We start from the raw sequence: 25,958 nt of genomic DNA, 5'->3' as shown, positions 1-25,958 counted from the left end.
ATGTTCCCTCCCCCTTGCGGGGGAGGGTTAGGGAGAGGGGTACCACACGGGGACTCTCTCGATCGGAACGCGACGACGTAAGGCCGAACCCTCACGCCGGCTTCAGCGAGGCCAGCGCATTCTCCAGCAGCGAGCGCACCCGGGCGGCGTCGCCGGATTTCACCACGGCCGGGTCGAGATAGAGTTCCAGCCCCGGGGCACGCTCGGTGATGATCCCGCTCTTTTCTGCCGCGGCATCGTTCAGCGCGTCGACCGAATAGGGAATGACCTCGCGGCTGATGCCCTTCATGGTGATCGCGGGCAGCGCGTGGGCACGGACGATGTCGCTGACGAGGGCGAAGGTCTCGTAGCTCAGCACGATGCCGCCGGGCTCGGCGATGGATTGCAGGCGCGCGGCGAGGTTCGCTTCGGCACCGATGATGGTGTAGTCCATGCGGTCGGTGCTGCCGAAATTGCCGACATTGCAATAGCCGGAATTGATGCCCATGCGCGAGCGGAACGGCTGCTCGATGCCGGACGCCCGCCATTTCGCATTGAGTTCGGCAAGGCGCTGCTGCATGCGCCAGGCCATCTGCAGACAGGCCTCTGCGTCCGCGCGGTCGCCCCTGGTCTCGGGGTCGCCGAAGAAGATCAGCATGGCATCGCCGATGAACTTGTCGATGGTGCCGCCATGTTCGAGGGCGATCGCCGACATCTCGGTGAAATATTCGTTGAGCAGCTGCGTCAGCTGCTCCGGCTGGAGCCGCTCCGCGGTCGCGGTGAAATTCTGGATGTCGGAGAAGAAGATGGTGAGCTTCTTGCGCTCGGTGTGGATGGTGACGTCCTTCTGGCCGGAGAAGATGCTCTTGTAGACCTGCGGCGGGATGTAGCGCGAGATCTTCATCGACAGCGAGGCCAGGAAGTCGTTCGCGGATTCGAGCTCCTTGTTCATGGTCTTGATGCGGCGCGCCTGGCGGCGCTGCAGCGACAGGAACGACAGGCCGCTGCCGGCCGCGATCAGGAAATAGGCCAGCAGGAACTTGAACGAGAAGATGTTGGCAGCGATCGGCTGGGCGATGATCACCTCCTGGATGCCCCTGATATCCCCGACCTTCCAGTCCTTCTTCGGGCTCTCGGGGTGGCTGTTGTGGCAGCTGACGCAGGCCGGCCCCATGGTGACGGGCGCGACCAGCCGGACCTTGTCGTTGAACAGCGAGGTCTCGGTCTCCACGATCTTCTGCTCGGGGTCCCTGCGCAGCGCGTCGAGCGCATCTTTCTCGAACTTGTCGAGCTGGTGCGGGGCGCGGTTCTGGAACGGGAAATCCGAGACGAAGCGATAGGTGATGTTTTCCTGCTGCGCGCCGATCACCCGGCCGAGCTCGAGCGACAGCGTCGCCGGGATCGGGATCGCACCGGGGACGGATTCGTAATTGTGAACGACCCTGGTCGTGCCATTGGGGTTGGCGAGCACCCGCCCGACCACATTGGTCGCGTAGTAGCTGCGCACGCTCGTGATCACCGAATTGAGATCGGCGGCCTGCCGGCGCAGCGCGGTCTTGGAGAGCTCGGTCAGGTCCAACCACACCGCAAGCGGCAAAGCGAGCAGGAGGAAAGCGATCGCGGCACCGGTCAGGACTCCGCTCTTGCGCTGTTCTTCGGAGATCTGTTGTTTCACCCTGTGGCTCCGTTGTGTCCGGGCTTGTCGCAGATCACGCGGATTTGCGGCACAGCCTGCGGCGGCACAGAGCCAATAAAAGCAGGCCCGCGCAACCCCATTTTATGGTGGTCGCGCCAGGCGCCTTTCCGTTTCATGACGAATGTTTAAGATCGGCACGAACCTGCATTCACTCCGCCGGGAGCCTGGACATGACCGAGACCATCCGCATCAAGCGCTTTGTCGCGCGCCCCGTGATCGTGCCGATGAATCTGCCGCTCAAGACCTCGACCGGGGTGGTCGCCAAGGCGCCGCTGGTGCTGATCGACTGCGAGACCGACCAGGGGGCGGTGGGGCATGCCTATCTGTTCGCGATCACGCCATCGGCCTTGAAGCCGCTGACGGCGATGGTCAGCGAAATGTCGGAGCTCGTCGCCGGCGACGAGCTGCTGCCGTTCGAGATCGAGCGCAAGCTGACCCAGCGCTTCACCCTGCTGGGCCTCGCCGGCCTGCAGCGGCTGGCGCAATCCGGCATCGACATGGCGGCGTGGGATGCATTGGCGCGCAGCAAGGGGCTGCCGCTGGCGCGCCTGCTCGGCGGCGCGCCGAAGCCGGTGAGGGCCTACAATTCGAAGGGGCTCGGCATCATGCCTGTTGGCGCCGCGGTGGAAGAAGCGCACAAGCTGCTGGCCGAGGGTTTCCACGCCGCCAAGATCCGCGTCGGCCGTCCCGATGCGCGGGAGGACCTCGCCGTGGTGCGCGCGGTGCGCAAGGCCGTCGGCGACGAGGTGACGCTGATGTGCGACTACAACCAGGCGCTCACGGTCACCGAAGCGATCCGCCGCGGCGAGATGCTCGACGACGAGGGCCTCTGCTGGATCGAGGAGCCGATCCGCCACGACGATTACGCCGGCTGTGCCCGCATCGCGGATGCGCTGCGGACGCCGGTCCAGATCGGCGAGAATTTTGACAGCGCGTTCGCGATGCAGTCCGCGCTGTCGGCAGAAGCCTGTGACTACGTGATGCCCGACGTGCAGCGCATCGGCGGCGTCACCGGCTGGCTGCGTGCCGCGTCGCTGGCGCATGCCGCCGGCATCGAGATGTCGACGCACCTGTTCTCGGAAGTCAGCGCGCATCTGCTCTGCGTGACGCCGACCGCGCACTGGCTGGAATATGTCGACTGGGCCGATGCGGTGCTGGCGAGCCGGCTGACGATCAAGGACGGCTTTGCGCTGCCGAGCGAGGAGCCGGGCAACGGGATCGCGTGGGACGAGACGGCGGTGAAGAGATATCTGGTGAGCTGAGCCGGCTACGCCCGCGCCAGGGAAAAGCCCGGCTGGCCGCGAAGGAAGCCATTGGCGAAAGCGACGCCCGGATAAAGCTCGGACAGGCGGCCGCCTGCATCTTCTGCGTCCCGGCGCCCGTCGAGCATGTCGCGGAAGGCTTTCGCCACCTCGACCATGTCGCAATCCTGCGGCGACAGGCGCAGCGAGCCGATCCCGGCCTCGCGCAGGTTTTCGATGTCGCCAATGAGATTGGTGCAGGCATGCGACAGGGTCTGGACGCCATTGATGGTCAGGAAGTCCTGCCGGTCCAGCGTCTTCAGCGCGAGCCCGTCCGGGTCTTTTTCGCAGACGAAGCGGCAATTGTCCTTGGAGAGCTTGTGCAGCCGCGCGTGGTAGCATCGGGCGGAGATCGCCAGCGGCACGCGGCCGAACGCGAACATCTCGATCACGGCTTCCGGAAGCGCCGCGGCGATCACCGCCGCCGACGAGACCGGCAGTTCGGGCGGCAGGCAGATGCGCGCCGCGCCCTGCCGGACGTGAAAGGCCGCGCTGGCCTCGTTGTAGATGTTGACGAAGGGCCCGATGGCATGCGGCCGCCCTTCGATCGATTTGAGGCAGGTCAGGTCATTGACCTCGACCATCGCGCCGTCAATTGCGCAGAGCTCCTCCGTCTGGCGCCGCTCGCGCCGCAGCGACACCAGGATCAGCGAACCCAGCAGGACCTGCTTGCCGGAGCGCTGGAGGCGCTCGATCACCTCGGGCAGATGCTCCGCGAAGAACGGTGACCGCTTCGAGCACACGATCTCGCCGACGGACACGACGTCGACCGGCGCCTCGTCGGCGACCCGGAAATAGAAATCGCGCCAGCGTTCCGGCGCCCAATTGTACAGGACCGGACCGAGACTAAGCTGCATCGGGATTTCCTTCATTCATGGTAAGCCGCCGTTCATCGCCACGTCTTGCGATAGGCGCCGAGCGTGGAGGACTGGCCTTCGGTGAACGGTTTCAGGCTCGCGATGTCGGCTTCGCTGCCATCCTCGAGCGTATCGAGCGCGCGTCGGAAATGACGGACCACGCTTTCGATATAGGCGCGTCCGCGCTGGCGCCCCTCGATCTTCAGCGCGGCGACGCCGGCAGCCTGCAATCCCTTCAGCAACGTCGTGGCATCGAGACTGACGGGATCCTCGAAGATGTAGCCGTCGCCAAGCGCGGTCGAGAAGCGGCCCTTGCAAAGGGTCGGATAGCCCGCGGCCTCTCGCGGGGCGAAGCGGTTGATGGTGAAGCCGCCGAGCCGGGACGTCGTTCCTTTCGCAGTCTCCTCATAGGCCACGTGGCTCGCCGGCGAGCAGACGCCCTGCATGTTCGGTGATTTTCCGGTGGCATAGGACGACAGCGAGCAGCGGCCTTCGGCCATCACGCAGAGGCCGCCGAACACGAACACTTCGGTCTCGCATGTGGTCTCGCGGGTGATCTCGGCGATCTCCGAAACTCTAAGCACGCGCGGCAGCACGACCCGGCGCGCCCCGAACGTCTCGACATAGAAGGCGATCGCATCGGGGTTCGCCGCCGCAGCCTGCACCGACACATGCAGGCGCTGGTCCGGATGCTGCCTCGCGACATAGTCCATCAGCCCGATGTCGGCGACGATCAGCGCATCCGCACCGGCAGCGACGGCATCGTCCACGGCGCGCCGCCAGAGCGCAACGGACGCGGCGCGTGGAAAGGTATTGATGGCGACCAGGATGCGCTTGCCGCGGCCGTGGGCGAGGGCGATCCCCTTGCGCAGCTCGTCGCGGCTGAAGTTCAACCCCGGAAAATTGCGCGCGTTGGTCTCGTCGTTGAAGCCGCAATAGACAGCGTCCGCGCCTGCCTCGATGGCGCTCCTCAACGCGGCCGGCGTGCCGGCGGGACAGATCAGCTCCATCACCGCTGCTCCCGGGACGCACCGATCAGCCTGTCCCGCGCGAGCTCGAAGGAGCGCCTCGCCGGCTCGCCCAACGGACCGAACACGGAAGCCAGCTCCGCGGCGAGATCGAGCCGCGCATCGTCGATCGCATTGCGCAAGGCCAGCACCGCCTCCATATCGCCTTCGATTCCAAGCTGCCGCGAGAACATCAGCGCGTCGCCATCCACCCTGCCCTCGACCAGGGCCAGCAGGTTCGCGAGCGAGGCGGAGACGCAGGCGTCGAGGCCAGGCGGCAATTCGCGCACCACCTGAAGTCGCGGTGGCGCGGCCTCGACGATGAACGCGAACGGCAGGTCGGCCGGCTTGATCCCGAATCGCGCGCGGCGATGCTCCCCCAGCCGGTCGAGCAGGCCAGGATTGTGCCTCAGGATCCGTTCCAGGAATCCACCGAGGACGAGTTGCAGCGGCAGCAGGGGCAAGGGACGCAGCGCGAGCGCGAGAAGCGGCGGAATTGTCGGCAACGGGCCGGACGAGGTGGCGGAGGAATGACTCATGGGACACATCTGAGCCGATTGCGCGCGAATGTATTTGAGCAGGAACAATGAGGATCGAAATCGCTCCGGCTAGCTTCCGCCTCTTTCGGGAGACTGCCTGCTTGCAACGTGACGTGCCCCGCTTTCGCGATCTATCCGACTTCCTGCGCTTCCTCGACGGCAAGGGACAATTGCGACGTATTCGCGAGCCGGTCTCCGTGGTGCACGAGATCACGGAGATCCACAGGCGCGTCATCGGCGAGAACGGCCCTGCATTATTGTTCGATCATCCGGTGAGGGCCGACGGCCTTCGATCCGGCATGCCGCTGCTGACCAATCTGTTCGGCACGGTGGAGCGCACCGCGTGGGGCATGGGCATCACGCCTGACGGGCTCGAGGAACTCGGCACGATGATGGCCGAATTGCGCGCGCCGCGGCCTCCGCACGGCGTTCGCGATGCCTGGCGCAAGCTGCCGCTGGCGCGTGCAGCACTTGCAACGCGGCCGCGCTCACGCGCAGCCGCCCCGGTGCAGGATCGCGCCGCCATGGGCGAGGATATCGACCTGACCAAGCTGCCGGCGCAGATCTGCTGGCCGGGCGAGCCCGCCCCATTGATCACCTGGCCGCTGGTGATCACCACGCCGCCGGAATCCCGGACCGCGGACCAGGAGGAGAATGTCGGCGTCTACCGCATGCAGGTTCTCGGCCGCGACCGCGCCATCATCCGCTGGCTCGCCCATCGCGGTGGCGCCCGGCATCACCACCAATGGAAAGCGCAGGGGCGCGACATGCCGGTCGCGATCGTCATCGGCGCCGACCCCGCGACCATCCTCGCCGCGGTGCTGCCGCTGCCCGAGACGATCTCCGAGTTGCGCTTCGCCGGCATCCTGCGCGGCGAGCGGCCCGAGTTGACGCCCTGCCTCACCGTGCCGCTCGAGGTGCCGGCCAGCGCCGAGATCGTCATCGAGGGCTTTGTCTCGGCGACCGAGACGGCCGCCGAAGGCCCCTATGGCGATCACACCGGCTACTACAATTCGGTCGAGGAATTTCCGGTGTTGCGCGTCACCGCGATCACATCGCGGCAACAGCCGGTCTATCTCTCGACCTTCACCGGTCGCGCGCCGGACGAGCCGTCGCGGATCGGCGAGGCCTTGAATCAATTGTTCGTGCCGCTGATCAGGCAGCAATTCCCCGAGGTGACCGACTGCTGGCTGCCGCCCGAGACCTGCTCCTACCGCGTCGCCGTCGCGGCGATCCGGAAGCGCTATCCGGGCCAGGCGCGACGGCTGATGCTGGGCCTGTGGTCGATGCTGCCGCAGCTCAGCTACACCAAGCTGTTGATCGTGGTCGACGACGACATCGACATTCGCGACTGGCGCTCGGTGATGTGGGCGGTCGCGACGCGGAGCGACAGCGCGCGCGACCTCGTCACGCTCTCGGACACGCCGATCGACTATCTCGACTTCGCCTCGCCGAAATCCGGCCTCGGCGGCAAGCTCGGGATCGACGCCACCACGAAGATCCCGCCCGAGACGGAGCGGGCGTGGGGCGAGCCCCTGACGATGGATCCCGCCGTGATCGCCAGGGTCGATGCAATGTGGCCTGCGCTTGGCCTCGGCGGGATCGGCGGGCTGCAGCTGCGCGAGCCCGCATGAGCACGCGGCATGGCGTGATCGTCGGCATCAGCGGCGCTTCGGGCGCAGCCATCGGGCTGCGCATCGTCGAACGGCTGGCGGAAAATCCGCGCTGTGCGGTGCATCTGGTGATCTCGCCCGCGGCCGAGCGGACGTTGACCGAGGAGGTCGGCACCGAGGCGCTGCCCCGGCTGCGCGCCCTCGCCTTCCGCGACCATGCGCCGTCGAACATCGGCGCCAGCATCGCCAGCGGCTCGTTCCCGGTCAACGGCATGATCGTGGCACCCTGCTCGATCCGCACGCTGTCGGCCATCGCCTTCGGACAACTCGACAATCTTCTGGTGCGCGCCGCCGACGTCCAGCTCAAGGAACGCCGGCGCCTGGTGCTGCTGGTGCGCGAGAGCCCGCTGCATCTCGGGCATCTCCGCGCGATGGCGCAGGCAACCGAGATCGGCGCGATCATCGCGCCACCGCTGCCCGCCTTCTATCTGAAGCCACGATCGCTCGACGAGATCGTCGACCAGATCGCCTGCCGTGCAATCAACCTGCTGAACCTGCCGGACATTGTGGCGCCGGCGCAGACATGGTCCGGCGACGGATAGGCGTCGGCGCGCGGCTGCGCTGAAGTCCGATCGTCCCGAATGGGCTGTTCCGGCGCCAGCCGACAAAGGCGTCCACCGTTGCGTGCACGCGCGACAGGCATTATCGATGCCCCATGACCACCTGGCGCCCTCATCCCCACATCCGCGTTGTCGCGATCGGCCTGCATTGGCGGGACGGGCGGCTGCTGGCAGCCGAGGTCCGCGACGATGCGGGGCGGCTCAGGGGCGTGCGTCCGCTCGGCGGCGAGATCGAATTCGGCGAGAGCTGGCGGGCCGCTCTGGTGCGGGAATTCAACGAAGAGCTCGGCATTGACGTCGCGATCAAGGGCGAGCCGTTGATGATGGAGAACATCTTCTCGCACGAGGGATCGACCGGCCACGAGGTGATGTTCATTGCCGAGGTCGCGTTTCCGGACGGCGCCTTCAACGGCAAGGACCGCATCGATTTTCGTGAGGACAACGGCGAAGAGATCGTCGCCCGCTGGTTCGACCTCGCCCATCTCGACGTGGACGGCGGTCCGCGCCTCTATCCGACCGGGCTGAAGGACTTGCTGCTCGGGAGCAGGGACACGACGACTTGAACACGTCGCGGCCTCCCCATCGTCATTGCGAGCGCAGCGAAGCAATCCAGAATCTTTCCGCGGGTAGCAGTCTGGATTGCTTCGCTACGCTCGCAATGACGGAGTGTGAGGCAACAGCGCCGCCCGGCCAACGCTACCACACCTCCGCGCCGGGGATTTTCTTCCGCACCGCCATGCGCTGGATCCAGATGCAGCGGCGGACGGATCTGTTGGAGCGGCCGACGGCGGATATGCCCTCGCCGGCCTGAAGCAGCGGCGCCACGTTTTCGCGCAAGCTGCGGCAGCGCTGGAGTTCGGCCTGCCAGTCGATGATCGCGGCGTCGGCGCGTGACGCCATCAGCGCCAGCATCGCCGTGGCAAGACAGCTCGCCCGCATCTGCATTCCCTTCATCGTGATCCGCCCGCGTCGCGCCGGTAGCGGAAATCGCAATGAGACGCGCCCTGCATGATGGTCTGCGTGCGCGTGAGCTTGACGTCGGGACCAAAACCCTCCGCGGTCGCAAAGTCCGCGGTGCAGACCAGCACGAAGCCGAGCTCGGGCTCGCCGAGTGCCTTATAGAACTCGGCATAGGCGCAGCGCGTCACGTCGAATGCGAATGCATCGTGGGTCTGTTCGATCACGTCATAGGCGAGCGCATCGTCGCGGGCATAGGTCCTGAACGCCGACGAGACGGCCTTGCCGAGATCGCTCTCGTTCTTGGCTTTCCAGAATTCCTCGCCGAAGCGGCGATAGAGATCGCCGAGCGACTTGCGCACCAGCGCGTTGGCACGGGCCTCGCCGAGTTCGGCCTGGAGCGCCTTGACCAGCGGCACCAGCACCTGCGCCTGGATCTTTGCTTGCTCGATGACGGATACGCTCATGGGCGGCGCCTGCAATTCGATCGATGGTCTCATTCTCGGACACGGCGTGGGGGGAGGCAATGGTCCGTCCATGCGCCCATGCCGCGAGGAGCGATAGCATATCGCCCGAACCGCAAGTTGAAAATCACGCTCGATTCACGCCGGCCCGTTCAACCTGCCGCCAAGTCAACGACGTGAGGCCGCTCGATACGGGGAGCACGCGCGCAGGAGCGCGCGTGAATGACAGATCATGCCCTGCAACATGCGGAACGCCGAACGCGATGACGACTCGATCGCCTGCCCGGAAGGCTGGCCCGGGGCAACGCCGGCATCGACAGTTGCAGCATGACGAGGACCCCATGGACAATCCCAAGCCGCTCACCAGCGCATTCTCCAAGACTGCGAACTTTTCCATCCACCAGGTCGACAACGTGTTCAGGGCTGCCGAGCAGCCGCCCGCGGCGGATGCCGCCGCAGCCGCGGCTCAGCCGATCACCCTGCCGCCCATCCTCGGTCCGCTGTCGGCCTTCACGGGCACGTTCACCGGGCAAGGGTTCAACACGATCTTCCGGCCCGACAGCAAGGTCACGCCGACGCCGATGCCGGGACCGATCAACACCACCGACCCGGACGACAACGTGCTGGAATTGAACCTCACCGACGAGACGATGTCGTTCTCGAACACTCTCGGCTCGATCCCCAATCGCGGCTCGCTACAGCAGGCGGATGCGTTCCTGAACGGTGTGCCCTATCTCCAGACCATCAACGACATCACCACGGGAACACCCGTGGGCATTCACTTCGAACCCGGCATCTGGCTGGCGGTGCCGGCCACCACACATCCGCAGGAACCGTTCACCGTTGCGCGCATGGCGTCGATCCCGCACGGCACCACGATCGTTGCGCAAGGCACGGCACTGCCTCCGGTCGCCGGCAAGCCGACCATCGCGGCGATCGACATCACCCCGTTCCTCGGGGGCACGAACACCAAGATCCCGTTCCAGAATCAGACTGCGACCAACAAGACGACACGCAGGCTGCCTCAGGATCTGACCGCGCTGATGGCCTCCGGCAAGCTCACCCAGGCCATGATCACCGATCCGAACACGGTGCTGCGCAACCAGATCGCACATCAGACCATCACGCAGACCATCATCATCGAGACGTCGACCAAGCCCGGCTCGCCGCTCTCCGGCGGACCCTTGCCGGCCGTCCCCTCGCCGGGAACTCATCCGCAGGCGCCGAACTTCGCCGGCGGCGCCTCGAACATCGCGTTCCTTCAGGGCTTGCCCGTTCCGCCGCCCGGCGGCAACGGCGCGAACGCCAATGCCTTCCAGATGGACGCGGTGTTCTGGATCGAGACGGTCGTTTACGACATCGACGTGCCGGCCCTGCCGCCCGGAACGCCGCCTGTGATCCTGCAGCCGCGCCAGAAGAGCAACGTGCCGCTGGTTCCAAGCTTCGTCGCTGCGATCCCGTTCGTCCCCAACAAGGGCTTCAAGGGCGGCCATGTGAAGGTGGCGACGGCGCAGATCCAATACTCGCAGAAAGTCATGCTCGATTTCGCCGGCCTGACCTGGCCGCACGTTTCCGTCGCATCGCTCGTGCCGGCCGCGCCAGTGCCGATCCCGGACCATCTGTTGCCGCTGACGTGAGCAGGCGAAGACCGCGCGACATCTCGTCTGCAGCCGATGCCGCAAACAATTCACCCGCATCTCGTCAGGAGGTGCGGGCTGCGCTCGGAGGTCGCGGAGATGAAGCGGGCGCGAGATGGCGGACACGCTTCGCATTGAGATGGGTTGATGGCTTGCCGAGCCGAAGCTTGCGGCGGCAGGCCCGCCTGCGCCCTTTGGGCTTCGGCGTGGCATCCTTCTCTCGCTTCGCGAGCGAAGGATGGTGGGCGCGACAGGGATCGAACCTGTGACCCCTACCATGTCAAGGTAGTGCTCTCCCGCTGAGCTACGCGCCCTAATAGTCCACTTGCGTCGGGTGGGGTCCCTATAACGGCTCAGGGGACCCTGTGCAAGGACGGAACGGGGCCGATTTAGGCCGCCAGCATCTTGTTCACTTCGCTGACCAATTCGCGCAGATGCACGGGCTTGGACAGCACCTTGGCGTTCTTGGGGGCGTCCGAATCCGAGTTCAGGGCCACCGCGGCGAAGCCGGTGATGAACATGATCTTGATGTCGGGGTCGAGTTCCGAGGCCCGGCGGGCGAGCTCGATGCCGTCCATTTCCGGCATCACGATGTCGGTCAGCAGCATCTCGAACGGCTCTTCCCGCAGCCGCTGATAGGCGGCCATGCCGTTGTCGTGGGACGAGACCTGAAAACCGGCGTTTTCCAGCGCCTTGACCAGGAAACGGCGCATGTCGTTGTCGTCTTCGGCGAGGAGGATCTTTGGCATGGCAGGAAACGTCGAATCCCCAGAGGATATCAGCAGAGGTCAGTTAGACCGACAGAGGGTAAATTTGGGGTGAAAATCTTTACCCTGACAGCTCGCGCTGTCGGCTCCTTGTGAACCCGAACGGGCTCCGAATCAATCGAGCCGGACCAGCCGGTCCCCACCCCGATGCCCGCAGGGTTAAGACATGTTCCAGCGTCCATCACATCTTTTCGCTTGGCAGAATGGTTGCGATTCCGGACAATGACGACACATAAGAACCGCTCGACCGGCCGAATCATTCGATCCGGGGCCATGCAGGATCGTGCGGCGCCAAAGGGGGCGAAGCCTGAGTAAGGGACGAAGCCTGAGAAGATGACCCGGTTTGACGGCGAGATGTCGCCAGCGTTCGAGATCTTCGAGCCCGCCGAATGGCGCGCGCCTGTCATCTTCAACTCGCCCCATTCCGGCTCGACCTATCCGGACGAATTCCTCGCCGCCTCCAGGATCGACCTGCCGACGCTGCGGCGGTCCGAAGATTCCTTCATGGACGAGCTGATCGGCCATTTGAGCGCGCGCGGCTTTCCGACCGTGCGGGTCAACTTTCCGCGCTCCTATGTCGACGTCAATCGCGAGCCCTATGAGCTCGACCCCCGCATGTTCAGCGGCCGCCTGCCGAGCTTTGCCAATACCCGCTCGATGCGGGTCGCCGGCGGCCTCGGCACCATTCCGCGCGTGGTCGGCGACGGCCAGGAGATCTATCGCGACCGCATCCTGGTCGACGACGCGCTGGGGCGGATCGAGACGCTCTACAAGCCTTATCATCGCGCGCTGCGCCGGCTGATCAACAAGGTGCACCAGATGTTCGGCACCGTGGTGCTGGTCGACTGCCATTCGATGCCCTCGGTCGGCGTCAGCAGGGACGAGCCGCGCCGGCCCGACGTCGTGATCGGCGACCGCTACGGCACCAGCTGCACGCCGCTGCTGCCCGACCGGGTCGAGGAGACTATGACCGGGCTCGGCTATTCGATCGGCCGCAACAAGCCCTATGCCGGTGGCTTCATCACCGAGCATTACGGCAACCCGGCGAGCGGCCTGCACGCGGTCCAGCTCGAGCTCAATCGCGCGATCTACATGGACGAGCGGCGGCGCGAGCGCAGCCCGCGCTTTACGCAGGTCGCCTCCGACTTCGCCGTGCTCGCCGACATGCTGGCCACCACGATCCCGTTCGGCGATCTCGGCCCGTTCCAGGCCGCAGCGGAATAGTCGACAGCTTTTTTCCTCGCGCGCTCGGCGCGCGTATCGGGCGCGAACGCATTTGCGCTTCGGATCGCTGCGCGCTTTGAAACGAAAGCAGAGGCCCAAAGAAAAAAGGGCCGCTTCTAATGAAGAAGCGGCCCAAGTCTAGGGAGGAAACGCCCAAGGAGGGCAGCGGTAACGCAGAGCGCTACCGCACCGCAACAATATGCGGCCGCGCCGCACAAAGTGCAAGGGCTTTTGCGCCGATTCCCATGCAATACGCACATGGCTCAATTGCTATAAGAGAAACCTGGATTCAGTTTCTTTGATAAGGAATTTCAATGGGTTGATAGTCATTTGCATACGAACAAGGCATATTCGGAACTAAGTTTTCAACTCTGTGATCGATATTTGGCCAGCATATGACTGACCTGGGGCAGCCACGTCCGGCATCCAAAATACCAGGGTGCAAATCAAGACAGCGCTGCACGCGGGAGGCGAATTGAGCTAGGCAGGAGCGAGCTTCACACTGACTTTCGTTTTGAGGAACTCACCGTGACGGTGATCGACTTCTCCGCCTTCATCGGACGGCTCGCCACCGCCTCCGGCGAAACCATCCTGCCGTTCTTCCGCACCTCGCTGTCGATCGACGACAAGAGCAAGACCAAGGATTTCGACCCCGTGACGGAGGCCGACCGCGCCGCCGAGGCGGTGATGCGGCGGCTGATCAAGGCGAGCTTCCCCCAGCACGGCATCGTCGGCGAGGAATTCGGCAACGAGCGCGAGGACGCCGACTATGTCTGGGTGCTCGACCCCATCGACGGCACCAAATCCTTCATCGGCGGCTTCCCGATCTGGGGCACGCTGATCGCGCTGCTGCACAAGGGCTCGCCGGTGTACGGCATGATGCACCAGCCCTTCATCGGCGAGCGCTTTTCCGGCGACAACGGCTCGGCCAATTACAAGGGTCCGTCCGGCGAGCGCCGGCTCCAGGTCCGCCGCTGCGCCTCGCTCGCGGAAGCCACGACCTACACCACGAGCCCGCTGCTGATGAACGAGCGCGACCGCGCCATCTTCGGCCGTATCGAGCAGGGCGCACGGCTGTCGCGCTATGGCGGCGACTGCTACTCCTATTGCATGCTGGCGGCGGGCCATGTCGACCTCGTGGTCGAGACCGAGTTGAAGCCTTACGATATCGCGGCGCTGATCCCGATCGTGACCGGCGCCGGCGGCGTCGTCACCACCTGGGAAGGCAAGCCGGCCCAGGGCGGCGGCCGCATCGTTGCTGCCGGGGACGCGAGAGTTCACGAAGAAGCACTGAAGCTGCTCAACCAATAACAAACGCGAGCGGGAGGCTTGCATGACCATCTCACGCAGGCTGCTCGTTGGTTTATTCCTGTTGCTGCCGTCATGGGCGTCGGCGCAGAATTTTCCCGCAAAGCCGATCAAGCTGATCGTGCCGTTCCCGGCCGGAGGGCCCAACGACATCATCGCACGCGTGATCGGCCAGCGCATGTCGGAACTGTCGGGCCAGCCGGTGCTGATCGACAATCGCGGCGGCCAGGGCGGCGTGCTCGGCACCGATGCGGTCTCGAAGGCCCCGCCCGACGGCTACACCATCGCGATCTCCTCGGCCGGCGCACTCGCGATCAGCCCGAGCATGGAGCGGGTCGCCTACGACACCCAAACCGACCTCACGCCGGTGACGCTGGTTGCGACCGTGCCGGAAATGCTTGTGGTCGCCACCAATGTGCCGGCGAAGGACATCGGCGAGCTGATTGCGCTGGCGAAAGCGCAGCCGGGAAAGCTCAACTTCGCCTCCTCCGGCCCCGGCAGCCTGCCGCATCTCGCCGGCGAGCTGTTCAAGCTGACGGCCAAGATCGACATCGTGCACGTGCCCTATCGCGGCGCTGCGCCTGCGGTGAACGATTTGCTCGGCCAGCAGGTGCAGATGACCTTCCTCGATCTCCCCGTGCTGCTGCCGCAGGTCAAGGCCGGCGCGCTGCGGCCGATCGCGGTCGGCTCCGCCGAACGTGCCCCGACGGCGCCCGATGTGCCGACCCTTTCGGAAACGGGTTTTCCCGATCTGCGCGTCGAGAACTGGTACGGCATGGTCGCCCCGAAGGGCACTCCGAAGGAGATCGTCACGGCGCTGCATGCCCTCGTGACCAAGGCGATGGCGGATCCTGGGGTGAAGGAGAAGCTCGCCGCGCAAGGCGCGACGCTGGTCGGCGACGAGCCGGAGCATTTTCGCTCATTCATCGCGGACGAGACCAAGAAGTGGGCGAAGGTGATCAAGGACGCCGGCGTCGAGACGGCGAAGTAAGCGCGCGACGAGCGAACGACCTCACGACGCGACAGGTGCGTTCCCTCCCCCCTTGCGGGCAGCGCAATCGCATATGGTGTGCACGATGCGGCGGCATCGGCACTGGGCTCCCTCTCCCGCTTGCGGGGGAGGGCTGGGGTGGGGGGTGTCTCCACGTCGGGATTGTCGAGGATTGCGGATGATATCCCTGCGTGGCGAGAGCCCTCACCCGCCGCGCTCTGCGAGCGCGTCGGCCTCTCCCGCAAGCGGGAGAGGCCGAGCAAGGCCGCGGACAATCTTCGTGAAATCCATATGCGATAGCCCTGCCCTTGCGGGGGAGGGCTAGGGAGAGGGGTCCACACGGGGACTCCATCGACCTCTCTTCTTCGCAACAGATAGACCTTTTCCTGGGCTACCCCTCTCCCCCGCCCTCCCCCGCAAGGGGGGAGGGAGCGCAGTTGTGCGCGCAGCCACAGCGCAGGCTCACATCAATGCGTCCGCTCCTCACACCGCCTCCGCCCTTAAATGCTCCACCAGCATCTTGGCCGGCCTCGGCAGCGTCTTGAAGCTTCGCGCGCAGATCACGAGCTTGCGGTTGGCCCAGGCATCGCGCAGGCGGACCATGGCGAGCGGCATCAGCCTGGCGCAGCGGCGCGCGGCGGATATCGGCACCAGCGCGATACCGACGTCGGCGGCGACCATCTGGCAGATCGCGTCGAAGTCGCGCAGGCGCGCGCGGTAATGCGGGCGCATGCCGAGCCGGGCGGCGTGCTTCGAAATGTGCATCTGGAGCGCCGTGGCGCTGGTGAGCCCGACGAAGTCGCAAGCACCCGTCTCCTGAAAATCGATCTGGCGACGGCCGGCGAACGGGCCGCGCCGCGACGTCACCAATGTCAGGTGATCCTCGCTGAACACGAAGCGCTCGATATGGTCGGGCAGCGCGTGCTCGGCGGCGAAACCGAGATCGGCGGCCCCCGCAGTGATCGCGGCCGCGATGTCGGTGCTCTCGCGCTCCTCGATGTCGACAGCGATATCGCGGTGCTCGTGCAGGAATCCGGCCAGCGCCTTCGGCAGGTGCTCCGACAGGCCAGAGGTGTTGACGAGGAAATGCACGCTGGCACGCACGCCGCTGGCAAAGCCGGCGAGATCGCCGCGCATGGCGTCGATCTGGTGGAGCACGAGCCTGGCATGATCGAGCAGACTCTCGCCGGCCGCGGTCAACTCGACGCCGCGGCGCCCGCGCTTGAGCAGCGCGACGCCGAGCGCATCCTCCAGGCCCTTGATGCGCGCGCTGGCCGAGGCCAGCGCCAGATGTGACCGCTCCGCGCCGCGCGTGATGCTGCGCTGGTCGGCGACCGCGATGAAGAGTTGGAGATCGACGAGGTCGAAACGCATGGCAGGTCTCTCCAACCTTGTTGATTGAGCACGATCTTTCGGAAAACCGCTCCACACTTTGCGCTGACGCGGCGCTGCGGGTCCGGATCGTGCTCTAGACTTCGTAACTGACGAAGGCTGGCTCCGTAACCTCCAGATTGTGCCTGATCGCGGCATCGGTCAATGTGCCTTACATGATCGACCCGCTTCTCATCATCATTGCCGCCGTCTTCCTGATGGCCGGATTCGTCAAGGGCGTGATCGGGCTCGGGCTGCCGACCGTGTCCATGGGCCTGCTCGCGGTGAACATGGCGCCGAGCCGCGCCATCGCCATCGTGATCGTGCCGGCCATCGTCACCAACATCTGGCAGACCTTCGTCGGCCCGCATTTGCGCGACATCCTGCGGCGGCTGTGGCCGCTGATGATCGGCACCGTGATCGGCTGCTGGCTCAATGCCGGCGCGCTGACCGGCCCTCACGCGCGCTACGGCACCATCGTGCTCGGCGTGCTGCTCGTCATCTACGCCGTGATCGGCCTGAACAAATTCCAGTTCCGCGTCGCGCCTGAGAATGAGAAGTGGGTCGGCGGCGTGGTCGGTGTGGTCACCGGCGTGATCTCGGCCTCGACCGGCGTGCAGGTGATCCCGTCGATGCCGTTCATGCAGGCGATCGGCATGGAGAAGGACGAGCTGGTGCAGGCGCTCGGCGTGTTCTTCACGACCGCGACGCTGGCGCTCGCCTTCAACCTCACCGCCGGCGGATTGCTGACGCCGGCCAATGCCGTGCCGGGCGCCGTGGGCCTTGCCATGGCCTTTGCCGGCATGTTCATCGGTCAGTCGGTGCGGGCGCGGATGCCGGCGGAAGCGTTCCGCCGCTGGTTCCTGATCGCGATGATCCTGCTCGGCCTTTATCTGGCCGGCAGCGCGCTGGCGACGGAGTTCGCGTAAACGAAGATCGTAGGGTGGGTTAGCATCGCGGATTGCGCGCAGCGCAAACCGTGGGGCGTAACCCACCACTGTTCGTATCCGCAGAGACAGAAGAGGTGGGTTACGCCTCGCGACTGCGCTTCGCGCAGCCACGAGGCTAACCCACCCTACGCAACCTCATGTCATTCGTTCGAACGAGTTACCGGCTCTCCAGCATGGCGACGCGGATACCGAGATAGATGAAGAGGCCGCCGAGCGCGCGGTTGACCCAGGCGATAGCCCCCTCGGATTTGCGCAGCCGGTGTGCGGCTTTCGCCGCGAACGCCGCCAGCACCAGGCACCACAGCGTTCCCGTAAAGATGAAGATCAGGCCGAGCGTCAGGAAGGCGAGCGGCTTGTGGGGCGCGTCAGCTGCGACGAATTGCGGCAGGAAGGCCAGGAAGAACAGCGCGACCTTGGGATTGAGCGCGTTGGTGAAGACGCCCTGGAGGAACACCCGCCGCAGCGAGCTCCGCTCGCCCTGGTCCCGGACCGCAGCCAGCACGGGGCGCGACCACAGCATCTGGAGGCCGGTGACCACCAGATAGGCCGCGCCGACCAGCTTCAGGATCGAGAAAGCCGTCGAGGAGGCCATCAGCAGGGCCGAAAGCCCGATCGCCGCGCCCGCGACGTGGAAAAAACAGCCGCAACTGATGCCGAATGCCGCGGCCGCGCCGCCCCGCCAGCCCATCTGCATGCTGCGGCCGATCACATAGACGCTATCAGGCCCAGGCGTGATGTTAAGCAGTATGCCCGACAGGATGAAGAGCCAGATTTCGTGAATGCCCAGCATGTGAAATGCCCCCGCCCGGCCCGCCTTGCGGCCCTGAAAGCCGGGCTTAATCGGTTCGCTCCGCTCCGTCCACCGCCGGGATTGCGTAGGATTTACTTCGAATTTGCAATGCGGTTGATACTTTCACTCGGCCTCATCTGCTTTATAAAGGCAGGGTTCTTGAAATGCGGGATTCGAGGCGACTGCCACGCCGTGGCCGGTCTCCGATCCCTTGGAGCTCCCGGGATATGGAAAGACGTCTGGCTGCCATCGTCTGCGCCGATGTCGCCGGCTATTCGCGAATGATGGGCAGCGACGAAGCCGGCACCCATGCCGCCTTCAAGGCCCATCGCGCCGCGATTCACCCCATCATCCTCAATCACGGCGGCCGCGTCGTGAAGAACACCGGCGACGGCTTCCTGCTGGAGTTCGCCTCCATCGTCGGCGCCACCGAGGCGGCGGTCGCGATGCAGACGCTGATGGCGGAGCGCAACCACCATCTGCCGGCCGATCGCGCCATGCAATTCCGGCTCGGCATCCATATGGGCGACGTCATCGCCGATGAGGACGAGGTCTTCGGTGACGATGTCAATATTGCCGTCCGCCTCGAATCCGTGGCGAGCCCCGGCGGCTTCGCCATCTCGGCCAAGGCCTATCGGGAGGCGAGCAAGCATCTCACCGTGCCGCTGACCGATGCCGGCAACCACCGCTTCAAGAACATCAAGGATGCGGTCGGGGTCTTTACCTGGACGCCCGAGGGCGCACCGGCGCTCGCGCCCGAGCTGCGGGAGGCATCCGCCCTCTCGCAGCAGTACCGCACGGCGATCGTCGGCGTGCTGCCCTTCGCCAATCTCAGCGACGCCCAGGACGAATATTTCTCCGACGGCCTCACCGAGGATCTGATCCACGCGCTGGCGCTGCAATCCTTCTATCGCGTGCTGAGTCGCAACTCGACCTTCGCCTTCAAGGGCAAGAATATGAGCACGCGCCTGATCGCGCGCGAGATCGACGCCACCTATCTGATCCAGGGCTCGGTGCGGCGCGCCGGCGCCAAGATCCGCGTCACTGCCGAGCTGATCGCGCCGGAGACCGGCGAGCAGCTCTGGACCGGGCGCTACGACCGCGACATCGGCGATTTGTTCGCGATGCAGGACGAGATCACCACCAATCTGTCCGCCGCCATCGCCACCGAGATCGTCCGGGCGGAAGCCTCGGCGCCGGCGAGACTCTCGACCGACGTGACCGCCTGGGACCGCTTCCTCAAGGGACTGTCCCATTACTACCGGCAGACCAAGGAAGATCTGGCCACCGCGGTCGACCTGTTCCGGGAGGCGATCCAGCTCGATCCCAAGCTGTCGATCGCGCATGCTTATCTCGCCACGATCCAGATCCAGAGCATCCAGTTCGGCTGGGTCAAGGGCACGCGGGAGATGTGGGCCGAGGCGATGCATCTCGCCGAGACCAGCGTCCGGCTCGACCCGCGCTCCTCCTTCGCCTTCTCGATCCTGTCCTGGGCTCACGGCATGGAAGGCCACTACGAGGCCGCGATGGACGCCGCCAAACGTGCGGTCGCCCTCAACCCCTATGACAACGGCGCGCGCGGGGTACTCGGCATCTGCCATTTCATCATCGGCGAGCATCGCGAGGCGATCGAGCTGTTCTCGATGGCCTCGCAGCGCGACAACAGCGACCCGCGCTACCAATGGGCCGCGCTGAACGCGTTCAGCCATTATCTCCTAAGACAATATGACGCGACCCTGTCCTGGGCCCGCGAGCAGCTCTACATCAACCCGAACCACATGCAGGCGCTGGCGATCCGCGCCGCGGCACTGGCGCAACTCGGCCGGACCGACGAGGCCGACGAGGCCACCAAGGTGCTCATGGCCAACTACCCGACCCTGAATGTCGACCGTCACCTGCGCAATTTCCACTGGAAGCGGCCCGAGAATCTCGCCCATTACCGCGAGGGACTGCTGAAGGCCGGCGTGCCGCTGGGCAAGCTGACCCTGATCCAGAGCGACGTCAAACGCGCCGCCGAGTCGTGACCGGCGGTCCGCGGTCCCTTTCACCCCTTGGCGATCTCGCGCCTGCCCTTATTGACAGGACAGTGAATTCGGCCACACTTCGTCACACGCTCAGGTAGTATAGTCTGCTGTCGGTTTGTTAGGACTTTCCGCGCTTGATCGGCGCGTCCTTATTGCGATTCGCTGTTTTCAGGATTTTGGGCCATGCATGACCCCGCTTCGAAGCCGCCCTTCGACCCCTCGATCCAGGTCTCGCCGAACAATCCCTGTCCATTCCTGCGCGGCCTCGTCGGTGAAGGCTTCGTCGATGGCGGCACCGTGCCGCTCCGGACGCTGTCGCAGACCATTGCGAATGCAAGCGGCGAGGCCGGGCTGAAGAAGACCTCGGCCCGCATCCAGGTCCGCGGCGTCGCGCTGATCGCCAACGGCGCCTGTCACATCCTGCAGAGCATCTTCTGGGGCGCGCAGCTCAATGGCTTACGAGGCGGCCCGCTCGACAAGCTCGGCGCCGGCTCGCGCATCCTCGGCGTCGACGGGCACGTCAACGAGGACGAGATCGCGCGGCTCGCCAGCTTCGGCGGCACCTATGACGACCCCGATGGCGGCAAAGAGACCGGGCTCAACGCCTCGCAAATCCAGACCTTCATGAAGGACAACCTCAAGCGCGCCGGCAAGCAAGCGCGCTGGTACTACCCGATCCTGATGAAGTTCGAATGGCCGATCCTGCTCAAGATCATGGGCAAGGGTCAGGGTGATGACCGCTATCTCAGCGTGGCCGAGGTGAGGACATTGTTCAACGAGCGCAAATTCCCTGACAGGATCACCCAGCGGATCGTCGCCCAGCCGGTCACCCCGCCCTCACTGATCTTGCGCGCTGCCGGCGGGCTGGTCGCCGCGCTTCTCGTCTTTGGCGTCGTGGCGCTGCGCTTTCCGGATCAATTCCAGCCGATGCTGCCCGGCATCCTCGGGGACCTCGTGGCGCCGCCGTTGCCGAAGCTTGTCGAACCCCGGGCAGCGTACTGGCTCGAGCAGAACTGGGCGCTGGAGGACCGGCACTGGTTTCATCACACCAGCCAGGGCACCGCGACCTTCCCGGTGCCCTATCGCTGGTTCATGGCGCTCGAGCAGCCGCGGCTTCATTTCTTCGCAAAGCCCGGGATGCTGCATGACAGCGACCATCTGCAGCGCTTCGGCTTCATCCCGAGCCCGCAGACGATCAACACCGACGACGCCACCCTGCGCCAGTTCGGCTATGCCAACGTCTACGACAAGACGAAGCCGGTGCCGGCGCGGCTCTGGGATCCGCCGGTGAACTGGGGTGCCCAGGCCGAGAACGTTGGCGGCCTGCCCGTCGGCTTTGCACGCATGACCGGCGTAGCCGATCCTGCGACCGGCCAGGTCGGCGAGGATCGGATCGGCCTGACCTGCGCCGCCTGCCACACCGGCCAGATCCACTACAAAGGCATCGACATCCGCTTCGACGGCGGCCCGGCGATGACCGACCTCAGGAAGCTCGAGATCACGACCGGACTGTCGATCGCCTACACGCTCTACGTCCCGGGCCGTTTCACGCGCTTCGCCGATCGCGTGCTCGGCCCCTCCGCCAGCGACGCGGACCGCGATGCGCTGAAGCAGAAGCTGAGCGCGATCGGCACCTTCCTGGTCGACTGGGAGAAGACCTACGCCAAGACCATCGAGGGTAAGACGAGGTACAACGAGAAGACGAAGCGGGACGAGCCGCAGCAGGACACCGAGGAAGGTTATGGCCGCCTCGACGCGCTCAACCGCATCGGCAACCAGGTCTTCTCCCAGGACATGGCGCTCAGCGGCCTCAGCGGCTTCGAGAAGAATCTGCATGCCAAGGACGCGCCCGTCAGCTTCCCGCCGATCTGGACCGTGCCCTGGCTCAAATACGCGCAATATGACGCGTCGATCGAGCAACCGCTGATCCGCAACGCCGGCGAGGCGCTGGGCGTGACCGCGCTGCTCAATTTGTCCGACAACACGCCCAAGGACACGCTGTTCCGCTCCTCGATGGACATCAAGAATCTGAACTGGATCGAGGATCTGCTGAAGGGGCAGGCGCCCTATCCGAAGAAGCAGCTCTCCGGGCTGACATCGCCGAAATGGCCGTCGGACATCTTCGGTGATGCTGCGTGGAAGATCGATGACGAGCGCGTCAAACGTGGCCGCAAGCTCTATGCGGAGATCTGCGTCGAATGCCATCTCGGTCCCGTCAACGATTCCAAGTTCGACGCCGAATTTCCGCAGCAAAGCATCTGGTCCTCGTCACGGTGGGAGACCATCGGCGACGACAAATTCCTGAACGAGGTCCAGAAAAGCGCCAAGGGCATGGGGACCGATCCCGCTCAGGCAAGCGTGCTGGCGACGCGGACGGTTCAGGTGCCGGGCTTCCTCAAGCTCGATCCCACGCAGAATCTCAATGCCTGGTGGGACTGCAAACTGCCGGATGTTTCTTCGACCGACATGCCGTACTCGCTCGGCCTGATGGTGCTCGTCGACATCGTCAGCCGCAAGGCGATGGACGACGCCAAGATCGAGCCGAAAGTGCAGCAAGCCTGGTGGGGCAAGCGCAAGAACTGCCCCAATCCCGGTCCGCAGCCGGCCGAGAAGAATGAGCCGGGGCCCTGGTATCGCGCGCGCCCGCTCAACGGCGTCTGGGCCACCGCGCCTTACCTGCACAACGGATCGGTGCCTTCGCTCTACTGGATGCTGAGCCCCGCGGCCGAGCGTCCCAAATCGTTCTGCATGGGTGGTGGTCGCGACTACGATCCGAAGCAGGTCGGCTTTGCGGTCTCCGACGGCGAGAGCTGCAAGACCGGGCAGTCGCGCTTCTCGACGCGCGCGTCCGATGGCACCGACATGTACGGCAACAGCAATGCCGGCCACTCGTTCGACGGCACGCCGGGCCCCGGCAAGGACGGCACCATCGGCCGCGTGCTTAAGGAGCAAGAGCGCTACGACCTGATCGAGTATCTGAAGACGCTGTGAGTTATCTTCACCTCTCCCCGCAAGCGGGGAGAGGCAGCTGCCCCTCTCTCACTTGAACAACGGCGTGCCCGGCACGAAGGCATCAAAAGCGGCCCAGAACTGGGAGCGGTAGCGATCCTGCTCCTGCAGGATCTCGTGCTTGGCCCCGGCGATCACGAGATGCGAGCCCGCGCGCAAATGATAGGCAAACTCCTCGATTGCCGCGGTCGAGACCACGGTGTCGTTGGAGGCCGCCAGCATCAGGATCGGCTGGCGGATCTCGGAGGGGTAGTTCATGCCCTTGAAGGTGTGCATCGCGCGGAAGGCGGTATCGGCCCAGGCAACCGTCGGTGACGCCAGCCCGAGCGTCGGGTCCTCCTCCAGGATCGCGGCGTTGCGCGCATAGCGCACGGGATCGCTGGTCAGGGGATTGTTGATGAAGGGGTTGAGCCCGGTGATCTGATCGCTGCCGCCGGGAACGTAACGGCCGCCCATTCCCATCAGGCGCATCGTCCTCAGGAGCGTCCGCGCCGGCAACGAGGTGGCGCGGCCCGGCAAATCGATCATCGGCGCCGACAGCACCATGCGGTCGAACCAGCGCTTGCCGGCATGCGCCACGCGCAGCAACACCGTGCCGCCCATGGAGTGGGCGAGCGCGAAGAAGGGTGGCGGACAATCCGGCAGCACCACCTGCTGCACGAAGGTCTCGACGTCGATCTCGAAATCGGAGAAGTCGCGCACATAGCCCTTGCGCGGATCGCGCAGGCGCCGCGAGGAATGGCCCTGCCCGCGCCAGTCGATCATCGCCACCGCAAAGCCGCGGTCGCGCAGGTCGCGCACGGTCTCGAAATATTTCTCGATCTGCTCGCTGCGCCCGGTGAAGACGCAGACCGTGCCCTTGCGGCCCGCCGGCGGCGCCCAGCGCGCGAAGCGCAGCTCGGCGCCATCGGGGGTCTTGATGGTACCGCTGACGACGTCTTCGGGAACGGGGTTGGACGGGATCGAGAGCAGCGTCATGGTTGGGAGGGCTTGGCGCGAAGTGCTGCAAATCAAGGGGCGGGAGCGCCGAAAAGGCGCTGTTGCCGCCCTCTTGAACGCCGTCTCACCCCACCCATATCACCTTCGTGCAGGCCGCTACCAGTGTTTCGGAACCGGAACATCAGGCTGCACACAGACTAAAGCCCGGCCCGATGGCGGGCGGGTTACCCAATAGTCGCTCAATGGAGGACTTGACCATGCGTACCTACGATCTCACCCCCTTCTATCGTTCCACCGTCGGCTTCGATCGTCTCTTCAACCTGCTCGACCAGGCCAGCTCTGACGGCAGCCCCGGCTATCCCCCCTACAACATCGAGCGCACCGGCGAGAACGCCTACCGCATCACCGTCGCGGTCTCGGGCTTCGCCAAGGACGAGCTCTCCATCGTCGCGAAGGAAAACACGCTGACGATCAAGGGCGAGAAAGTCGCCAATGAGAACTCGAAATCCGAAGTGCTCTATCGCGGCATCGCCGCGCGTGCCTTCGAGCGCGCCTTCCAGCTTGCCGATTTCGTGCAGGTGAAGGACGCCTCGCTCGAGAACGGCCTGCTTCACGTCGACCTCGTCCGCGAGATTCCCGAAGCCAAGAAGCCGCGCCAGATCGCAATCAACGCCGGCGCGAAGCCGCAGGTGATCGAGAACTCGGCCGCGCAAGCCGCCTAAGCAGCACACGACTTCCAGGTTGCGAAAACGCCCCGGTGCCCCGGGGCGTTTTTTGCCGTTTGTTTGGACGCTTTTCGCACCGCATCACAGACTGGTGAAGCCAGTAACACCGCTGCCGCATGCTCCGTCCTTTGGGCATCGAACCCAAGAACACGGAGAACGATCGTGACTTTCTGGCGCAGCCTTTTCGTCGCCGCGAGCCTGCTGGCGGCCCCTCTCAGCCTCGCGCACGCGCAGACCCCGCAGACCGTGAAGGCAAAGAATGTCGTGCTGGTGCACGGCGCCTGGGCCGACGGCTCGAGCTGGTCGGAGGTGATCCCGATCCTTCAGGCCGCAGGCCTTCACGTGACCGCCGTGCAGAATCCGCTGTCGTCGCTTGCCGACTCCGTTGAGGCGACCAAGCGCGCGCTGGCCGAGCAGGATGGCCCGACCGTGCTGGTCGCGCATTCCTGGGGCGGCACTGTGATCAGCCAGGTCGGCACCGACCCGAAGGTCACCGGTCTCGTCTATGTCGCCGCACGCGCGCCCGATGCGAACGAGGATTTCGTGGCGCTGTCAAAACAGTTTCCGACCGGCCCCGCACGCGCCGGCATCGTCGAGCGCGACGGCTACACAAAACTGTCGGAAGATGCCTTCCTGAAATATTTCGCCAACGGCGTGAAGCCGGAGCAGGCCAGGGAGCTCTATGCCGTGCAATGGCCGACGGCGGCCTCAATCTTCGCCGGCCGCACAACCGAAGCAGCCTGGCATTCGAAGCCGAGCTGGTACGCGGTGTCGAAGAACGACTACACCATCAACCCCGATCTCGAACGCTTCCTCGCCAAGCGCATGAACGCCACCACGATCGAGCTCGATGCCGGCCACCTCTCGCTGGTGTCGCATCCGAAGGAGGTGGCGAATTTGATCCTGGACGCGGCGGGGTATCCGCGGAGCTGAGGTGATTGCGTGAATGCAAAAGGCGCCTGAAATCTCAGGCGCCTTTTGTTTTGCTCGGATGTCGTCCCTGCGAACGCAGGGACCCATACCGCGTGATCTATCGATGGGGATGAGGTGCGAGTACCGCACTCCGAATCTCCGTCAAACTTCTCCCTGGGGTTATGGGTCCCTGCGTTCGCCCTAGGGCATGCACGTATCTAGTGCGGCGGATTGACTCGGGTTGGCCACAGGGGATTCCAGAATCGGAAGTCTGTGTG

23 protein-coding genes and 1 tRNA gene are annotated in these 25,958 nt (G+C 65.2%); 13 read left to right on the top strand and 11 right to left on the bottom strand.

All coding sequences use genetic code 11. The features are described from left to right. Window positions 1–91: 91 nt before the first annotated feature. Entirely contained in the window at window positions 92–1,654 is a 1,563-nt protein-coding gene (locus tag JQ635_RS37760) for an adenylate/guanylate cyclase domain-containing protein (protein WP_211414834.1), read from the bottom strand. 191 nt (window positions 1,655–1,845) lie between these two features. Between JQ635_RS37760 and JQ635_RS37755 the strand changes: the two genes are divergently transcribed. Further along, a complete protein-coding gene (locus tag JQ635_RS37755) occupies window positions 1,846–2,937 on the top strand; it encodes an enolase C-terminal domain-like protein (RefSeq protein ID WP_211414833.1) in 1,092 nt (363 codons plus the stop codon). Window positions 2,938–2,942: 5 nt separating this feature from the next. Here JQ635_RS37755 and ubiV read toward each other — a convergent pair whose 3' ends face one another. From ubiV to ubiT, 3 genes are read right to left on the bottom strand one after another with little or no spacing between them, the layout of a single operon-like run. After that, the gene (ubiV, locus tag JQ635_RS37750; RefSeq protein ID WP_211414832.1) at window positions 2,943–3,833 is read right to left on the bottom strand and encodes a ubiquinone anaerobic biosynthesis protein UbiV; all 891 of its coding nucleotides are present in this window, start codon (window positions 3,831–3,833) and stop codon (window positions 2,943–2,945) included. A 32-nt stretch (window positions 3,834–3,865) separates the two neighbouring features. Next, entirely contained in the window at window positions 3,866–4,843 is a 978-nt protein-coding gene (ubiU, locus tag JQ635_RS37745; RefSeq protein ID WP_211414831.1) for a ubiquinone anaerobic biosynthesis protein UbiU, read from the bottom strand. Then, window positions 4,843–5,427 (bottom strand): ubiquinone anaerobic biosynthesis accessory factor UbiT, encoded by a 585-nt coding sequence (ubiT, locus tag JQ635_RS37740; RefSeq protein WP_246584031.1) that lies wholly within the window; start codon window positions 5,425–5,427, stop codon window positions 4,843–4,845. The genes ubiU and ubiT overlap by 1 nt, the downstream gene beginning before the upstream one ends. Here ubiT and JQ635_RS37735 point away from each other — a divergent pair. The 3 genes from JQ635_RS37735 to JQ635_RS37725 all read left to right on the top strand — a co-directional run bounded on the left by JQ635_RS37735 (window position 5,427) and on the right by JQ635_RS37725 (window position 8,175). Next, complete coding sequence (locus JQ635_RS37735) at window positions 5,427–7,013, top strand: UbiD family decarboxylase (protein WP_246584030.1); 1,587 nt, start codon at window positions 5,427–5,429, stop codon at window positions 7,011–7,013. The genes ubiT and JQ635_RS37735 overlap by 1 nt on opposite strands. Then, window positions 7,010–7,594 (top strand): UbiX family flavin prenyltransferase, encoded by a 585-nt coding sequence (locus JQ635_RS37730; protein ID WP_211414829.1) that lies wholly within the window; start codon window positions 7,010–7,012, stop codon window positions 7,592–7,594. The genes JQ635_RS37735 and JQ635_RS37730 overlap by 4 nt, the downstream gene beginning before the upstream one ends. 113 nt (window positions 7,595–7,707) lie before the next feature. Then, complete coding sequence (locus JQ635_RS37725; RefSeq protein WP_211414828.1) at window positions 7,708–8,175, top strand: NUDIX hydrolase; 468 nt, start codon at window positions 7,708–7,710, stop codon at window positions 8,173–8,175. A 133-nt stretch (window positions 8,176–8,308) separates the two neighbouring features. On the opposite strand, the gene JQ635_RS37720 is transcribed toward JQ635_RS37725, so the two are convergent. Together JQ635_RS37720 and JQ635_RS37715 are read right to left on the bottom strand one after the other, a co-directional pair. After that, complete coding sequence (locus tag JQ635_RS37720) at window positions 8,309–8,566, bottom strand: hypothetical protein (RefSeq protein ID WP_246584029.1); 258 nt, start codon at window positions 8,564–8,566, stop codon at window positions 8,309–8,311. Then, the gene (locus JQ635_RS37715; RefSeq protein ID WP_211414827.1) at window positions 8,563–9,036 is read right to left on the bottom strand and encodes an L-2-amino-thiazoline-4-carboxylic acid hydrolase; all 474 of its coding nucleotides are present in this window, start codon (window positions 9,034–9,036) and stop codon (window positions 8,563–8,565) included. The genes JQ635_RS37720 and JQ635_RS37715 overlap by 4 nt, the downstream gene beginning before the upstream one ends. A 338-nt stretch (window positions 9,037–9,374) precedes the next feature. Here JQ635_RS37715 and JQ635_RS37710 point away from each other — a divergent pair, with 338 nt between their 5' ends. Further along, window positions 9,375–10,670, top strand: coding sequence for a heme-binding protein (locus JQ635_RS37710; protein ID WP_211414826.1), 1,296 nt, complete (start codon window positions 9,375–9,377; stop codon window positions 10,668–10,670). Window positions 10,671–10,909: 239 nt separating this feature from the next. On the opposite strand, the gene JQ635_RS37705 is transcribed toward JQ635_RS37710, so the two are convergent. After that, window positions 10,910–10,984 (bottom strand) — tRNA-Val (locus JQ635_RS37705). Window positions 10,985–11,059: 75 nt separating this feature from the next. Further along, on the bottom strand, window positions 11,060–11,419 hold the full coding sequence (gene cpdR, locus JQ635_RS37700) for a cell cycle two-component system response regulator CpdR (RefSeq protein ID WP_007597092.1): 360 nt from the start codon (window positions 11,417–11,419) through the stop codon (window positions 11,060–11,062). A 351-nt stretch (window positions 11,420–11,770) separates the two neighbouring features. On the opposite strand from cpdR, the gene JQ635_RS37695 reads away from it, so the two are divergent. The 3 genes from JQ635_RS37695 to JQ635_RS37685 all read left to right on the top strand — a co-directional run bounded on the left by JQ635_RS37695 (window position 11,771) and on the right by JQ635_RS37685 (window position 14,960). Then, window positions 11,771–12,661 carry an N-formylglutamate amidohydrolase gene (locus JQ635_RS37695; protein WP_211414825.1) on the top strand — a complete coding sequence of 297 codons (891 nt, stop codon included), beginning with the start codon at window positions 11,771–11,773 and terminating at the stop codon, window positions 12,659–12,661. 528 nt (window positions 12,662–13,189) lie between these two features. Then, the gene (gene hisN, locus JQ635_RS37690; protein WP_211414824.1) at window positions 13,190–13,972 is read left to right on the top strand and encodes a histidinol-phosphatase; all 783 of its coding nucleotides are present in this window, start codon (window positions 13,190–13,192) and stop codon (window positions 13,970–13,972) included. 22 nt (window positions 13,973–13,994) lie between these two features. Further along, complete coding sequence (locus JQ635_RS37685) at window positions 13,995–14,960, top strand: Bug family tripartite tricarboxylate transporter substrate binding protein (RefSeq protein WP_211414823.1); 966 nt, start codon at window positions 13,995–13,997, stop codon at window positions 14,958–14,960. A gap of 483 nt (window positions 14,961–15,443) precedes the next feature. Here JQ635_RS37685 and JQ635_RS37680 read toward each other — a convergent pair whose 3' ends face one another. Next, window positions 15,444–16,334 (bottom strand): LysR substrate-binding domain-containing protein, encoded by an 891-nt coding sequence (locus tag JQ635_RS37680; RefSeq protein WP_211414822.1) that lies wholly within the window; start codon window positions 16,332–16,334, stop codon window positions 15,444–15,446. A gap of 173 nt (window positions 16,335–16,507) precedes the next feature. Between JQ635_RS37680 and JQ635_RS37675 the strand changes: the two genes are divergently transcribed. Further along, a complete protein-coding gene (locus tag JQ635_RS37675) occupies window positions 16,508–17,260 on the top strand; it encodes a sulfite exporter TauE/SafE family protein (RefSeq protein ID WP_211414821.1) in 753 nt (250 codons plus the stop codon). A 178-nt stretch (window positions 17,261–17,438) separates the two neighbouring features. On the opposite strand, the gene JQ635_RS37670 is transcribed toward JQ635_RS37675, so the two are convergent. Next, window positions 17,439–18,071 carry a LysE family translocator gene (locus JQ635_RS37670; RefSeq protein WP_211414820.1) on the bottom strand — a complete coding sequence of 211 codons (633 nt, stop codon included), beginning with the start codon at window positions 18,069–18,071 and terminating at the stop codon, window positions 17,439–17,441. Between the two features lie 227 nt (window positions 18,072–18,298). On the opposite strand from JQ635_RS37670, the gene JQ635_RS37665 reads away from it, so the two are divergent. Then, window positions 18,299–20,095, top strand: coding sequence for an adenylate/guanylate cyclase domain-containing protein (locus tag JQ635_RS37665; RefSeq protein ID WP_211414819.1), 1,797 nt, complete (start codon window positions 18,299–18,301; stop codon window positions 20,093–20,095). 183 nt (window positions 20,096–20,278) lie between these two features. Continuing rightward, window positions 20,279–23,086: a di-heme-cytochrome C peroxidase gene (locus tag JQ635_RS37660; protein WP_211414818.1), complete on the top strand. Its 2,808-nt coding sequence runs from the start codon at window positions 20,279–20,281 to the stop codon at window positions 23,084–23,086. Between the two features lie 48 nt (window positions 23,087–23,134). Here the strand turns inward: JQ635_RS37660 and JQ635_RS37655 are convergent, their stop codons facing one another. Then, complete coding sequence (locus tag JQ635_RS37655) at window positions 23,135–24,082, bottom strand: alpha/beta fold hydrolase (protein ID WP_211414817.1); 948 nt, start codon at window positions 24,080–24,082, stop codon at window positions 23,135–23,137. Window positions 24,083–24,300: 218 nt separating this feature from the next. On the opposite strand from JQ635_RS37655, the gene JQ635_RS37650 reads away from it, so the two are divergent. Beyond that, window positions 24,301–24,765, top strand: a complete 465-nt coding sequence (locus JQ635_RS37650) for an Hsp20 family protein (RefSeq protein ID WP_165424846.1) — start codon at window positions 24,301–24,303, stop codon at window positions 24,763–24,765. A 165-nt stretch (window positions 24,766–24,930) separates the two neighbouring features. Next, window positions 24,931–25,701 (top strand): alpha/beta fold hydrolase, encoded by a 771-nt coding sequence (locus JQ635_RS37645; protein ID WP_211414816.1) that lies wholly within the window; start codon window positions 24,931–24,933, stop codon window positions 25,699–25,701. Window positions 25,702–25,958: the final 257 nt, after the last annotated feature.

Origin of the sequence: Bradyrhizobium iriomotense (genome assembly GCF_018130765.1) — a bacterium.
GTDB classification, from domain to species: Bacteria; Pseudomonadota; Alphaproteobacteria; order Rhizobiales; family Xanthobacteraceae; genus Bradyrhizobium; species Bradyrhizobium iriomotense_A.
Note: the sequence above shows the minus strand (reverse complement) of the source record. Positions and strands in the feature narration are given on the sequence as shown.